Below are 13,199 nucleotides of genomic sequence, written 5' to 3'. Positions count from 1 at the left end.
AAGGCCGACGATTTCGCGAGCCTCTGCCGGCCTATTGCAGAAATCCGACGATCTCCTTGACGTCGCGCATCGTCCTTTCGGCGATGGCGCCGGCCCGCTCGCCGCCGTCCTTCAGCACGGCGTCGATATGGCCGGGATCGTCGATCAGCCGGCGCATCTCGGCATTGATCGGCGCCAGCTTTTCGACCGCGAGTTCGGCCAGCGCCGGCTTGAACTCGGAAAACTGCCGGCCGCCGAATTCCGTCAGCACGTCGGCTTTGCGCGTCTCGGCCAGCGCCGCGTAGATGCCGACGAGGTTGTCGGCTTCGGCCCGTCCGGCAAGGCCCGCGGTCTCGGAGGGCAGGGCGTCCGGATCGGTCTTCGCCTTCCTGATCTTGCGGGCGATCTGATCGGCGTCGTCGGTGAGGTTGATGCGCGACAGGTCCGACGGGTCGGACTTCGACATCTTCTTCGAGCCGTCCTTGAGGCTCATGACCCGGGTCGCGGGCCCCTCGATCATCGGCTCGGTGATCGGGAAATAGCCGTTGACGGTCTCGTCGCCCATGGCGATCTCGGTGCCGAGGCCGGCCGCCGCGATCCTGCCCGAAAAGTCGTTGTTGAACTTGATGGCGATGTCGCGGGTCAGCTCCAGATGCTGCTTCTGGTCGTCGCCGACGGGGACGTGCGTCGCGCGATAGAGCAGGATGTCGGCGGCCATCAGGCTCGGATAGGCCAAAAGCCCGAGCGAGGCGTTCTCGCGATCCTTGCCGGCCTTTTCCTTGAACTGGGTCATCCGGTTCATCCAGCCGATGCGGGCGACGCAGTTGAAGATCCAGGCGAGCTCGGCATGGCCCGAGACCCGGCTCTGGTTGAAGACGATGTGGCGCTTCGGATCGATGCCGGCGGCGAGGAAGGCCGCGGTGATCGAGCGGATCTGGCCTTTCAGGTCCTCATGGACGAGTTGCGCCGTGATCGAGTGGAGATCGACGACGCAATAGATGCAGTCCTGGCTCTCCTGCAGCGCCACGAACTTCCTGATCGCGCCGAGATAGTTGCCGAGATGCAGGTTTCCGGTCGGCTGCACGCCGGAAAAGACGCGGGGGGCAAAGGCGCTCATGGGGCGGCTCCGAGGGGCGAGCTTGGACTGATGTTGCCGGGCCTTATGGCGGAGGGCGGGGCGGCGATCAAGCAGGGCGCGGGCTCGGGCGCGAGGGCTCTTATTCCGTCCGCGCCGACCCTTGCGCATTTCCCGCCTCTCGCGTATGAGACCCGCGTTCAGACGAGAGCCGGCCGGCAGGGCATGCCGTGGCGGCTCCAAATGCTGTTCGCGACACTTCCTTCCCCGAAGGCAAGTCATCAGGCCGCCGCAAGACGGTCCGGCCGACGTCGCGATCCTCTTGATCAGGAGAGCAAAATGCCCAAGATGAAGACCAAGGCGAGCGCCAAGAAGCGCTTCCGCATGACCGCCAACGGCCACGTCAAGGCCGGTGCCGCCGGCAAGCGCCACGGCATGATCAAACGCTCCAACGACTTCATTCGCGACGCGCGCGGCACGATGATCCTGTCGAAGCCCGACGAGCGGATCGTCAAGACCTACATGCCCTACGACCGCTGAGCGGCGCGTTTCCGGCATAAAAGAGATTTCAGGAGTTTAGATCATGGCACGCGTGAAGAGGGGCGTTACCGCCCACGCCAAGCACAAGAAGGTTCTGAAGCAGGCCAAGGGTTTCTACGGCCGCCGCAAGAACACCATCCGCACCGCCAAGGCCGCCGTCGACCGGTCGAAGCAGTATGCGACCCGCGACCGCAAGGTGAAGAAGCGGAACTTCCGCGCCCTGTGGATCCAGCGCATCAACGCCGCCGTTCGCGAGCACGGCCTGACCTATGGCCGCTTCATCGACGGTCTCGCCAAGGCCGGCATCGAGGTCGACCGCAAGGTTCTGTCCGACATCGCGATCCACGAGCCGGAAGCCTTCGCCGCGCTCTGCGAGCAGGCCAAGACCGCGCTCGCATATCTGAAGGACAGCGAGTTTCCGAACGCCTACGAGCGGGCGGTCGGAGAAAAGCGCGCGGCCTGATCCTTCAGGTCGGTTTTTCAATCGGAAAGGCCCGCGCGGATCCCCGCGGCGGGCCTTTTTGCGTCATGACGGCGCGGCTCTCGCGTGCGACAAGGCGGCATCACGTTCGAAGAGGTGACAGGTGAGCGAAGCGCTGGAAAACGAGCTTCTTTCCGCGGTCGATGCGGCCGGCGACGAAGCGGCCCTCGAGGCGATCCGCATTGCCGAACTCGGCAAGAAGGGCCGGATTTCCGAGATGATGAAGGGGCTCGGCAAGATGAGCCCCGAGGAGCGCAAGGAGGCCGGTCCGCGGCTCAACGGCCTTCGCGACCGCGTGCAGGCTGCGATCGCGGCAAAGCGCGAAGTCCTGGCCGAGGCGGCGACCGCCGCAAGGCTCATCGCCGAGCGTCTCGACGTGACGCTCCCCGTCCGCCAGGGCGCGGCCTCGCGCGGGCGCATCCATCCGATCTCCCAGGTGATCGACGAGATCACCGCGATCTTCGCCGACATGGGCTTTGCGATCGCCGAGGGGCCGGACATCGAGACCGACTACTACAATTTCACCGCGCTGAACTTTCCCGAGGGCCATCCGGCCCGCGAAATGCACGACACCTTCTTCCTCGCCCCCGACGACAAGGGCGAGCGCAAGGTGCTGCGCACCCACACCTCGCCGGTGCAGATCCGCACCATGGAGGCCCAGGAACCGCCGATCCGCATCGTCATTCCGGGCAAGACCTACCGGCAGGACAGCGACGCCACCCACACGCCGATGTTCCACCAGGTCGAGGGCCTCGTCGTCGACAAGACCGCGACCATCGCCAACATGAAGTGGGTGCTGGAGGAGTTCTGCAAGGCGTTCTTCGAGGTGCCGCAGCTGAACATGCGCTTCCGCCCGTCCTTCTTCCCGTTCACCGAGCCGTCGATGGAGGTCGACATCCAGTGCGACCGGTCGAAACCCGGCGAGGTGCGGTTCGGCGAGGGCTCGGACTGGATGGAGATCCTCGGCTGCGGCATGGTCCATCCGAACGTGCTACGCGCCGGCGGTCTCGACCCGGACGTCTATCAGGGCTTTGCCTGGGGCATGGGCATCGACCGCATCGCCATGCTGAAATACGGCATGCCGGATCTCAGAGCCTTCTTCGACGCCGACGTCCGCTGGCTCGAGCACTACGGCTTCCGCCCGCTCGACGTGCCGACGCTGTTCGGAGGGCTGAGCCAGGGGTGAGGCGGCCGCAGGCGCATGTGATAGGTGTGGTGAGCAGGTTTCGAGAAGGGAGCGTGACATGTCGTCTCTCAAGCATGTGATCCTGTCGGACGACGAGGTTGAGGCGCTGCTCACCTCGGTTCTCGCCGATGTCCTCGCCGAATTCGACTTCAAGGGCGCGACGTTCCAAGAAGAGCTGGATTTCGACGGCGAGCCGATTTTCCGCGTGGTCGCCACGGTCGAGCAGCGCGTTCCTGCGGCCAGATTGATGGATGCGATCTCAGCGACGAACCGCGCCCTTCGACAGAGAGGCGACGACCGTTTCGTCATCTTGTCGACCGCGTGGCTCGGTGCCCCTGAGGAGCCGCTAGAGGAGGAACTCGAGTAGGTGCCCAGTCGGACGATTGCCGAGCAGATGATCGAGGTTGCCGATCTGCTGACGGACAGCGCTACCCGCAACAATGCCGCGCGGCGGCGGGCGATCAGCACCGCTTATTATGCAGTCTTCCATGCACTGGCGAAGCTTTGCGCAGACTATATCACCCGTTCAGCGTCTCGATCTTCGCCGGAATATCAACGCGTCTACCGTGCGCTCGAACACGGACCTTTGAAGACCGTCTTCAGTCGCGTCCCGCTCAAGGATCGAGACAGGCTGGCGCGGATCGGCGAAACCCTCGTGATTCTCCAGACCGAGCGACATCGGGCCGATTACATGCCGTCCATGAGGGGACTCTTCTCGCTGGCGAAAACCAGAGAGCTCGTCGATCTCGCCCGCGAAGCCGTTCATGAAATAGAGACGATCGAGCCCGGTCACGAGGACCGCCGCACTCTTGCGATCTGCCTTCTCTTCAAGGAGAGATCACAATGAGGGCCGGAGACATGGCGATACAGCGTCGTGACGACATGGTCGGTCGGATTTCTTTCGATCTCGGCGCAAAGGACTGTCCGGAGCGCTGTGATTCGACCATTCGGGGTCTCGTTCCCGACCGGTTTTCTTTTCGCTGCCCCCTCGTCGCCTTGCCGGGACACGCCGCTATGAGCGTCCCAAGGAACTGAACTGCCCGGCCGAACGAAAAGATCGTCGCCTTCCCAATAGAAGAATGGATGAACCCGAATGCCCGCCCGTCTCCTCGTTCTCGACGTCATCGCCGTTCTCGCGGGTGCCATCGTCGGGCTGTTCGTGATCGACATTCTCGGCTGGGTCCTGTTCGCCCTGTCGGTGACGGGTCTCGTCGCCTCGATCGGGCGGTGGATCATCATTCTCGTCACCGTCGGGCTGTTCGCCTTCTACTACCGGGTCCTGCCGACGACGGGCGCGGCCATCGCCTCCTTCTTCACCGGCGTGATCGTGCCGCTGGTCGCCGAGAAACTGGTCTTCGGCTCGTCGCTGCCGACGACGTCGCTGTTGTTTCTCTACGTCGTGTTTTCCGTCGTCGCGCTCTTCACCTATCGCTTCGTGCGTGCCGGCGGCAGCCGGGCGATGGCATAGGGGAACCGCGCGAAGGATCCGCTTGCCGACCGGCGGACGAAGACCGGCCCACCGATTTTCCTGTTTCGAACCGAATGAAGCGCTGAACCCATGAAATTCACACTCTCCTGGCTGAAGGACCATCTCGAGACCGAGGCGAGCCTTGCGGAAATCTGCGACAAGCTGACGATGATCGGCCTCGAGGTCGAATCCGTCGACGACCGCGCGGTGTTCGAGCCGTTCCGCATCGCCCGCGTCCTCTCCGCCGCGCAGCATCCCGATGCCGACCGGCTGAAGCTCCTCTCCGTCGATGCCGGCCCGGAGGTGAACGGCGGCAAGCCGCTGCAGATCGTCTGCGGCGCGCCGAACGCCCGGGAGGGGCTCGTCGGCGTCCTCGCTTTGCCCGGCGTCTACGTGCCCGGCATCGATACGACGCTCGCCGTCGGCAAGATCCGCGGCGTCGAATCCTTCGGCATGATGTGTTCGGAGCGCGAACTCGAACTCTCCGAGGAGCATGACGGCATCATCGACCTGCCGGCCGACGCGCCGGTCGGCATGCGCTATGCCGATTATGCCGGGCTGATCGACCCGGTGATCGAGATCAACCTGACGCCCAACCATCCCGATGCGACCGGCGTTGCCGGCATCGCGCGCGATCTCGCGGCGGCCGGGCTCGGCCGGCTGAAGACGCCCGAGGTGCCCCGCATCGAAGGCGAGGGCGAGGTCGGCGTTTCCCTCCACGTCACCAGCGCGACCTGCCTCGGCTTCGCGCTGCGCCGCGTTTCCTGCGTCAGGAACGGTCCATCGCCCGAATGGCTGCAGAAGCGGCTGAAGGCGATCGGCCTTCGCCCGATCAACGCCCTCGTCGACGTCACCAACTACCTCACCTTCGACCGCGGCCGGCCGCTGCACGTCTTCGATGCGGGGAAGGTCGCCGGCGCGCTGACGGTTCGGGATGCCGGCGAAGGCGAGACGATCCTCGCCCTCGACCAGCGCGAATACACGCTGCCGGCCGGAACCTGCGTGATCGCCGACGACAAGGGCGTCGAATCGATCGCCGGAATCATGGGCGGCGAGCATTCGGGCTGCGACGAGGCGACGACCGAAGTGCTGATCGAATCGGCGCTGTGGGAGCCGCTCGACATCGCCCGGACCGGCCGAACCCTCGGCATCATCACCGATGCGCGCTACCGTTTCGAGCGCGGCGTCGACCCGGCCTTCATGGAGCCGGGCCTCGATCTCGCGACGCAGATGGTGCTCGATCTTTGCGGCGGCACCGCCTCGAAGCGCGTCGTCGAGGGCGTCAAGGCCTTCGAGCCGAAGGAAGTTCGCCTGCCGCTGACCGAGTTCGAGCGCCTCACCGGGCTTTCGATCGATGCGGGCGAGCAGGAGCGCATTCTGGGCGTTCTCGGCTTTCAGCCGCGCCGCGATGGCGACGCGCTGGTCTGCACGGTGGCGAGCTGGCGGCCGGACGTCGACGGCAAGGCCGATCTCGTCGAAGAGGTCATGCGGCTTCACGGCGTCGACGAGATCCGGCCGGCGCCGCTCGCCTCCCACGCCGCCGTCAACGGTCGGATCCTCACGACCGCCCAGATCCGCGACAGGGCGGCGCGGCGGGCGCTGGCGGCGCGGGGCATGGTCGAGTGCGTCTCCTACAGCTTCGTGTCGGAAGCCGAGGCGAAGGCCTTCGGCGGCGGCGATGCGGCGCTGAAACTCGCCAACCCGATTTCGGCCGATCTCTCCGACATGCGCCCCTCGGTTCTGCCCGGGCTGATCGCCGCCGCCGGCCGCAACGCCGCGCGGGGCTATGGCGACACGGCGCTGTTCGAGGTGGCGGGGATCTACCAGTCCGACACGCCGGACGGCCAGAAGCGCGTCGTCGGCGGCATCCGCCGCGGCACGGCGGGGATGGACGGGCCGGGGCGCTTCTGGTCGGGCAATTCGGCTGCCGTCTCCGTCTTCGACGCCAAGGCCGACGCCTTCGCGGTGCTGGAAGCCGTCGGCTTTCCGGCCGACAAGCTGACGATCGAGGCGCCGGCGAGCGCGTGGTATCACCCCGGGCGCTCGGGCCGCATCAAGCTCGGGCCGAAGGTGGTCATCGCCGAGTTCGGCGAATTTCACCCGACCGTCCTGAAGACCCTCGACGTCTCCGGCCCGCTCTGCGGCTTCGAGGTGTTTCTCGACAAGGTGCCGGAGCCGAAGAAGAAGCCGACGCGCACCAAGCCGGTGCTGACGCTCTCGCCGTTCCAGCCGGTGCGGCGCGACTTCGCCTTCGTCGTCGACGATCGCGTCGAGGCCGGCCGCATCGTCCGGGCGGCCGAGGGCGCCGACAAGGCGCTGGTGAGCGAAGTCCGGGTGTTCGACGTCTTCGCGGGTGCGGCACTCGGCGAGGCCAGGAAGTCGGTCGCCATCGAGGTGACGCTGGCGCCGGCGGGGCGCACGCTCACCGAGGAGGAACTGGAGGCCGTGTCGGCGAAGATCGTCGCCGGGGTCGAGAAGGCGACGGGCGCGACGCTGCGTTCCTGACCGAAGAAGACGGCCTGGAGGCCGGCACCTGCCGGCCTCAGCCCATCGCTGCGGCGGGATTGGCCGCCCATTCGGCCTGCAGCAGGCGGTTGGCCGACAGCCGCGCGAATTTCAGCGTCATCGCCTTGCGGGTGGCCGGGGCCAGCCGCTCCAGCGGCGCCTCGCGCAGGATCTCGGCGTCGTAGCCGTCCGTGAGAATCAGCCCGAACTCCTGGGGAAAGATCTCCGTCGGCACGCCGGGGTGGGTGGCGAAATACAGCCGGTCGCAATGCAGCCGGTAGATCGGCCATTTCTGGTCGACCCGAAAGTCCTGGATCGAGGTCTTGATCTCGACGATCGCGATCTCGCCCTTTTCCGACAGGCAGACGAGATCGGCGCGGCGTCCGGAGGCGAGCGGCATTTCCGGCAGGAGGGCGACCTGCCGCGAGAGCATCATCCGCTGGACGCCGCGGCGCACCATCATGGCGCGCTCGGACTGGCGACCGTCGATCAGCGGATCCTGGGCAAAAGGCGAAACGAGAGGCATGGCGGGAAAGTATTCGCGATGGAAACAAAACGCAAACGAATCGCGACAGGAAGCGTGCCTTAGGAACGCTGGGCAGGCGTCGTCCCACCCGCTCCGACCCGAAGCTTCGTGCCGCGCGAACGCACGGCGATGCCGCCGCGGCGGATCATTCGACGCGTTCGCCGGCGATCTCTTCGAGGATCGGGCAGTCGGGACTGTCGCCGCCTTCGCACTGGTCGGTCAGCGTTGCCAGCGCCCGCTTCAGCGAGTTGAGGTCGGCGATCTTGCGGTCGATCTCGCCGATCCGGCGGGTCACCAGCCTGCGGACGTCCTCGCGGTGGCGGTTCTCGTCGCCATAGAGCGAAAGGAGCTTGCGCGCTTCGGCGATGGAAAAGCCGAGCGAGCGCGAACGTTGCAGGAAACGCAAGACGTGCACGTCGCGGTCGCGATAGTCGCGATAGCCGTTGTTGGCGCGCGTCGGCTTGATCAGGCCGACTTCCTCGTAGTAACGGATCGTCTTCGCCGGCAATCCCGACAGGCGTGAAGCCTCTCCGATGTTCATGGTCTGAACCTCTGGGTCCGTTGCGATCCCGAACGGCAACCGAGATGTCGCTTGCCAGCCACAGGTCAACTGTGACGGCAGTGCAACAAACTCTTTCTTAACCACGATGGTCTGCAATGCGGCCGTTGCCCGGCTGCCCGAGGAGGCCTATCGGAGAAGAGGTTCCGATGCGTTCTCGCCGCAGGTTCGGTCGAGCAGCCAGCAAGACACCCCAACCGGATTGGCACCCGTCATGACGATCAAGACCACTTTGGCCATCGGCACAGCGATTGCAGCGTTGACGCTGGCCGGCTGCGCGGACAATCCGCGTCGCGCCAGCCTTCAGCCGGCCGCCACGCAGGTCGCCGCCTATGCGGGGCCGGACAATCTGGCCAATGCCGGCAGCATCGCCGCCACGAACGAGATCGGCTACGGCGCGACCGTCGACGACGGCTTCGCCCTTCCCGCGATCCCGACGGGCAAGATCGACCCGCAGTTCCTGCGCCAGCGCGTCTCCTATCCGGAAGGCCTGCAATACCAGTCGGGCACGGTCGTCGTGGACACGGCGAACCGATTCCTCTACGTCGTCGAGGGCGACGGCATGGCGATGCGCTACGGCATCGGCGTCGGCCGCCAGGGCTTCTCCTGGGCCGGCGATGCCGAAGTGCACGACAAGCAGCATTGGCCGAAGTGGTTTCCGCCGGCCGAAATGATCGACCGCAAGCCGGAACTCGAGCCCTATCGCGACGGCATGGAGCCCGGTCTCAGCAATCCGCTCGGCGCCCGCGCCCTGTATCTTTGGCAGAACAACAAGGACACGCTGTTCCGCCTGCACGGGACGCCGGAATGGTGGACCATCGGCACGGCTGCGTCTTCCGGCTGCATCCGGCTGATGAACCAGGACATCGTCGACCTCTACGAGCGCGTTCCGCTCGGCGCCAAGGTCGTCGTCAAGCAGGGCAGCGAGCGTCTCGCCCAGCGCTGACGAAAATCGGGTTTCGTTCCCGGCGCGATCGTCGGGAACGAGGCGAGAGTCGCGCCGCAGGCCGGGTGCGAAATACGCCTTGCGGGTTCTGCGGATGAATCCCGCGTGAAGAATGCCCGGCGGCCATCGCGGACGCGACCAAAGATCTCCCTCATCGCAACGGGCTCGGCCCCGAGGCCTTCCGTCCGTCGAGCCGTCGCGATTTCCGGCGGTCGGCGCGGCGGCTCGGCGAAAACCGTCCGCCCGGGATCGGGAGGCGTTTCCACTGCCTCTCGCCGTCAGCCGATCGGCAGCAGCTCGACCCGGCGATTGCGATAGACGAGGCCGGCCTTGCCGGACAGAAGATCGAGCGCCCGCTCGCCGAAGAGCTTGCGCCGCCAGCCCGTCAGCGCCGGAACCTCCGCCTTCTCGCCCTGCGACGCCAGCTTCTCGAGATCGGCGGAGGAGGCGATGAGCTTTGCCGCGACACCCTCCTCCTCGACGACGATCTTCAGGAGAACCTTGAGGAACTCGACCGCCGCGGCTGTTCCCTCGGGAAGCTGCTGCGGCCGGGGAACGGACGGCAGGGCCGATTTCGGCAGCGCGAAGGCCCGTTCGACGGCGGCGAGCACCTCGCGCCCGTAGGCGCTGCGCTCGAAGCCCTTGGAGAGCGTGCGCAGCCGCGACAGCGCCTGTTCGTCGCGGGGCTGCTGCTGGGCGATCTCGTAGACCGCTTCGTCCTTGAGGATGCGGCCGCGCGGCTTGTCGGCATCGCGCGCCTCGCGTTCGCGCCAGGCCGCGACCTCCTTCATCACCTGCAGCTCGATCGGCTTCTTCACCCGCAGCTTCAGGCGCGTCCAGGCATCGTCGGGATGCAGGTCGTAGGTCTCGGGATTGGCGAGCAACGCCATCTCCTCGTCGAGCCAGCTTCCACGGCCGCTCGCCTCGATCGTCTTCTCGAGCGCCAGATAGACGTCGCGCAGATGGGTGACGTCGGCGAGGGCGTAGGCGAGCTGCTTGTCGGTGAGGGGGCGCCGGCGCCAGTCGGTGAAGCGCGAGGTCTTGTCGATCCGCGCGTCGGAGAGCCGCGCCACCAGCTGATCATAGGCGATCGACTCGCCGAAGCCGCAGACCATCGCCGCGATCTGCGTGTCGAAGAGCGGCGCGGGCACGCGGCCCGAGAGCTTGTAGAGGATCTCGATGTCCTGGCGCGCCGCGTGGAACACCTTGAGCACCGACGGATCGTCCATCAGGTCGAAGATCGGCGACAGGTCGATGCCCGGTGCGAGCGGATCGACGATCACCCCCTCCTGCGGAGAGGCCATCTGGATCAGGCAGAGTTCCGGCCAGAACGTCGTCTCGCGGATGAACTCGGTGTCGACCGTGACGAAATCCGATTTCGCGAAGGTCCGGCAGGTCTCGGCGAGATCCGCCGTGGTGGTGATCAGCTGCATGATTCTTCTTTAGCCCGAAGAAATCTTCGAGCGAAAGGCCTTTGACGGACACGATCGGTCGATCCGTCAGCCTCCCCAGCTTTCGTCGCCGGCTTCCCGGCCGAAGACCGGTGCCCGGCCTTGCGGCTTTCCGTCAGAGCGAAGCCATCAGCTTCGCCCGCCGCCGGCGTTCCAGCGCGATCTTCCGGACGTGGTCGATGGCGACCGTCTGGCGTTTGAGGAGGATTTCCGGATCCGTGGCGTGATCGTGCCGCAGGCAGACGAAGAACTCCGAGCTTCCCGGTTCTGTCGTCGCGAACTGGCTGATGACCAGGGGAAACAGGCCGGCCCGCGAAAGCTCTTCGAGGAGGTCGAGGAAGGAGTAGGGCGTGAAGACCCAGCAGTGACACGGGACGGCATCTGCCGCGTCGCCGCTTGCCGCCCGTGCGAAGGCGAGGGCTTCCTCCGTGCCGGCGCGGGCGAGCTCTCCGGGGTCGACGGCCTCCCGCCATGCCTGCTGGGGACCGAGCGGCACGGACAGACGGCGATGATCGAAAAGCTGGCGGAAACTCGGCCGCGTCAGGCCGAGTTGATCGGCCTCGAGAACTTCGCCGAGTGTCGAGGGCGTTCTGAGCACGTCGCCGGTCATCCGCCGGTCGGGCAGCGTCATGTTGAGCACGCCGCCAGGCCGCAGCGCCGCGAAGACGCCGCGGAACCAGCCGAGGAGGTTGGGCACGCGATGGGCGAAGAGGCGGGCGATGGCGAAGTCGAGCGGCTGCTCCTCGCCGAGTGCGGCGAGCAGCGAACCGCTGCCGTCCCAGACGTGCCGGACCGGTTCGTCCGCCGCGTCCCGGGCCACGAGATCGACATAGCGGACGGAAAGCCCGTCGGGCAGGGGCAGGGGATGCGGGTCCGCTCCGAACTCCACCCCCCGGGACCGCGGCAGGGCGACGTCGTGGGTGAGCCGGGCGAGCCGCGGATCGCTCCGTCTGAGCGCGAGGAAATCGTCGAAGTTCGGGCGGGTGGTCATCGGAGGGAAGCTGCAGCGCGCCAAGGAAGGATGAGGCTCGATCGTATCGCATGGCGCATCGCGGATCGGCAATCGCCTATCGTGACCTGCGCCTCCGCCGCCCCTGGCGGGATCGGCGGCGCAACGGGCGCGATCGAAATCGTGCCATCGTCGGAAGTCGGGATCGGGAGAGTCGGTGGATATGGCGTTGAGGGGTCGAGTGCCTGAGCCGGCCGCAGTGGCGGACAGTCTTCGGCAGACCTCGGACGAGACTGCGATCCGCGGCCGCCGCCTCTCGATCGTCCGTCGGCCGGCCGGAGGAACGCCGATCCGTTCTTCCCTGTCACCGACCCGCTGTCGCGGCATGCAGTCCTCGCGCGATCTCGCGCTGGTCACGCACGGCCGGAGCGAAGGGTATTCACGCCGGCCGAGGAGGTGTGGTTCGCCGCGCCGCATCCGGGGTGGTCTCGTGGCGGGCGTTGCGGCCGGCCACGCGACGTCGCCACCGTCGTGGCTGCGGCGTCGCATTGCGGATCAGGCGGCGGTGTAGCTCTCCTGCACCGGCCAGGCGCACTGGGACGCGAGTTCGGCATAGAACAGGTCGGCGAGGCGCTTGCGCTCCGCTTCCACCAGCGGCCCGTCGATGGCGACCTCGCGGCAGCGGCCATGCTGGCCGGCGGGGACGAGATCGGGATTGGCGAGGACGTCGTCGAGGTCGTTGTCGAACCAGCCGCGCGAGCCCATGTCGAAGAAGCTTTCCGCCGGCAGGCCGTCGGCGAGGAGCACGTCGTGCTGGTCGAGTTCGACGTGCCAGTAGGTCGCGCGCTCCAGCGTCGTCCGCTCGATCGTCGTGCCGTTGATGAGGTTCATGATCGGCACAAGCACCTCGACGCCATTCTGGCGGACGAGGACGGGATGACCCGGCGACAGGAGCACGTCGCGCTCGGGCACACCCGCCCCGAAGGCCCCGGCGCGGACACGCACCGGAGCCATGTGCGCGGCTTCGCAACGGCAGTCCAGCGTGCGCCGGCCGATCCAGACGATCTCGCGCTCGGCACCGGAGGCGGTCATGACGCTGTCACCGACGGCGAGGTCCTCGATCGCGATCCGGCCACGGCGGGTGTCGATGCGTGTTCCGCAGGTGAAGCAGAGGGTGAAGGTGCCGGGGCCGGTCGTGACCGCTTCGCCGTAGGTGTAAGTCAGAACGGTCTGGAACAAATAGTAGTACGGCCCGGGGCCATAGCCGCTGTTCGTCGCCAGAGCGATGAAGCCCGAGCCATCTCTTGTATTGGCGATGAACGTGAACTGGGTTGGAAAAGACGCGCCGGAATTGTTCAGATTGGCGCTGAAGTCGTCGTTTCCGATATCGCCCAGGCGCGTCAGGTCGTCACTGCCGCCGTCATCGGTTTCGGTAACGGTGAAGTTGCTGCCGTAGGGGTCGTAGGCCGTATAGGTTCCGGCACCGGTCTTGACGAGATAGCTGATGTAGAACGGTGTCCGACTGGCCATGCAG

The 13,199-nt window shown here is 66.5% G+C and carries 14 protein-coding genes; 8 read left to right on the top strand and 6 right to left on the bottom strand.

Annotated elements, in window-relative coordinates; all coding sequences use genetic code 11:
* Positions 1-31: 31 nt before the first annotated feature.
* Positions 32-1,096, bottom strand: coding sequence for a tryptophan--tRNA ligase (gene trpS, locus LZD57_RS19935; RefSeq protein WP_233721337.1), 1,065 nt, complete (start codon positions 1,094-1,096; stop codon positions 32-34).
* Between the two features lie 297 nt (positions 1,097-1,393).
* Between trpS and rpmI the strand changes: the two genes are divergently transcribed.
* The 7 genes from rpmI to pheT all read left to right on the top strand — a co-directional run bounded on the left by rpmI (position 1,394) and on the right by pheT (position 7,234).
* Positions 1,394-1,594 carry a 50S ribosomal protein L35 gene (gene rpmI / locus LZD57_RS19930; protein WP_209594783.1) on the top strand — a complete coding sequence of 67 codons (201 nt, stop codon included), beginning with the start codon at positions 1,394-1,396 and terminating at the stop codon, positions 1,592-1,594.
* 43 nt (positions 1,595-1,637) lie between these two features.
* A complete protein-coding gene (gene rplT / locus LZD57_RS19925) occupies positions 1,638-2,057 on the top strand; it encodes a 50S ribosomal protein L20 (protein WP_233721336.1) in 420 nt (139 codons plus the stop codon).
* Positions 2,058-2,178: 121 nt separating this feature from the next.
* Complete coding sequence (pheS, locus tag LZD57_RS19920; RefSeq protein ID WP_233721335.1) at positions 2,179-3,261, top strand: phenylalanine--tRNA ligase subunit alpha; 1,083 nt, start codon at positions 2,179-2,181, stop codon at positions 3,259-3,261.
* Between the two features lie 58 nt (positions 3,262-3,319).
* Positions 3,320-3,628, top strand: coding sequence for a hypothetical protein (locus LZD57_RS19915; protein ID WP_233721334.1), 309 nt, complete (start codon positions 3,320-3,322; stop codon positions 3,626-3,628).
* Between the two features lie 27 nt (positions 3,629-3,655).
* On the top strand, positions 3,656-4,108 hold the full coding sequence (locus LZD57_RS19910; RefSeq protein WP_233721333.1) for a hypothetical protein: 453 nt from the start codon (positions 3,656-3,658) through the stop codon (positions 4,106-4,108).
* 246 nt (positions 4,109-4,354) lie between these two features.
* Positions 4,355-4,729 carry a hypothetical protein gene (locus tag LZD57_RS19905; RefSeq protein ID WP_233721332.1) on the top strand — a complete coding sequence of 125 codons (375 nt, stop codon included), beginning with the start codon at positions 4,355-4,357 and terminating at the stop codon, positions 4,727-4,729.
* A gap of 90 nt (positions 4,730-4,819) precedes the next feature.
* On the top strand, positions 4,820-7,234 hold the full coding sequence (pheT, locus tag LZD57_RS19900) for a phenylalanine--tRNA ligase subunit beta (protein WP_233721331.1): 2,415 nt from the start codon (positions 4,820-4,822) through the stop codon (positions 7,232-7,234).
* Positions 7,235-7,271: 37 nt separating this feature from the next.
* On the opposite strand, the gene LZD57_RS19895 is transcribed toward pheT, so the two are convergent.
* Together LZD57_RS19895 and cueR are read right to left on the bottom strand one after the other, a co-directional pair.
* Positions 7,272-7,760: an MmcB family DNA repair protein gene (locus LZD57_RS19895; protein WP_233721330.1), complete on the bottom strand. Its 489-nt coding sequence runs from the start codon at positions 7,758-7,760 to the stop codon at positions 7,272-7,274.
* Between the two features lie 145 nt (positions 7,761-7,905).
* On the bottom strand, positions 7,906-8,301 hold the full coding sequence (cueR, locus tag LZD57_RS19890; RefSeq protein WP_233721329.1) for a Cu(I)-responsive transcriptional regulator: 396 nt from the start codon (positions 8,299-8,301) through the stop codon (positions 7,906-7,908).
* 232 nt (positions 8,302-8,533) lie between these two features.
* Between cueR and LZD57_RS19885 the strand changes: the two genes are divergently transcribed.
* On the top strand, positions 8,534-9,265 hold the full coding sequence (locus LZD57_RS19885) for a L,D-transpeptidase (RefSeq protein WP_233721328.1): 732 nt from the start codon (positions 8,534-8,536) through the stop codon (positions 9,263-9,265).
* A gap of 278 nt (positions 9,266-9,543) precedes the next feature.
* Here LZD57_RS19885 and rnd read toward each other — a convergent pair whose 3' ends face one another.
* The 3 genes from rnd to LZD57_RS19870 all read right to left on the bottom strand — a co-directional run bounded on the left by rnd (position 9,544) and on the right by LZD57_RS19870 (position 13,195).
* The gene (rnd, locus tag LZD57_RS19880; protein ID WP_233721422.1) at positions 9,544-10,692 is read right to left on the bottom strand and encodes a ribonuclease D; all 1,149 of its coding nucleotides are present in this window, start codon (positions 10,690-10,692) and stop codon (positions 9,544-9,546) included.
* Between the two features lie 139 nt (positions 10,693-10,831).
* Positions 10,832-11,707: a class I SAM-dependent methyltransferase gene (locus LZD57_RS19875; protein WP_233721327.1), complete on the bottom strand. Its 876-nt coding sequence runs from the start codon at positions 11,705-11,707 to the stop codon at positions 10,832-10,834.
* Positions 11,708-12,220: 513 nt separating this feature from the next.
* Positions 12,221-13,195: a Hint domain-containing protein gene (locus LZD57_RS19870; protein ID WP_233721326.1), complete on the bottom strand. Its 975-nt coding sequence runs from the start codon at positions 13,193-13,195 to the stop codon at positions 12,221-12,223.
* Positions 13,196-13,199: the final 4 nt, after the last annotated feature.

This window comes from Jiella avicenniae (assembly GCF_021390325.1).
Classification (GTDB): domain Bacteria; phylum Pseudomonadota; class Alphaproteobacteria; order Rhizobiales; family Rhizobiaceae; genus Jiella; species Jiella avicenniae.
The sequence above is the reverse complement of the archived record's forward strand: the minus strand, read 5'-3'. Positions and strand labels throughout refer to the sequence as shown.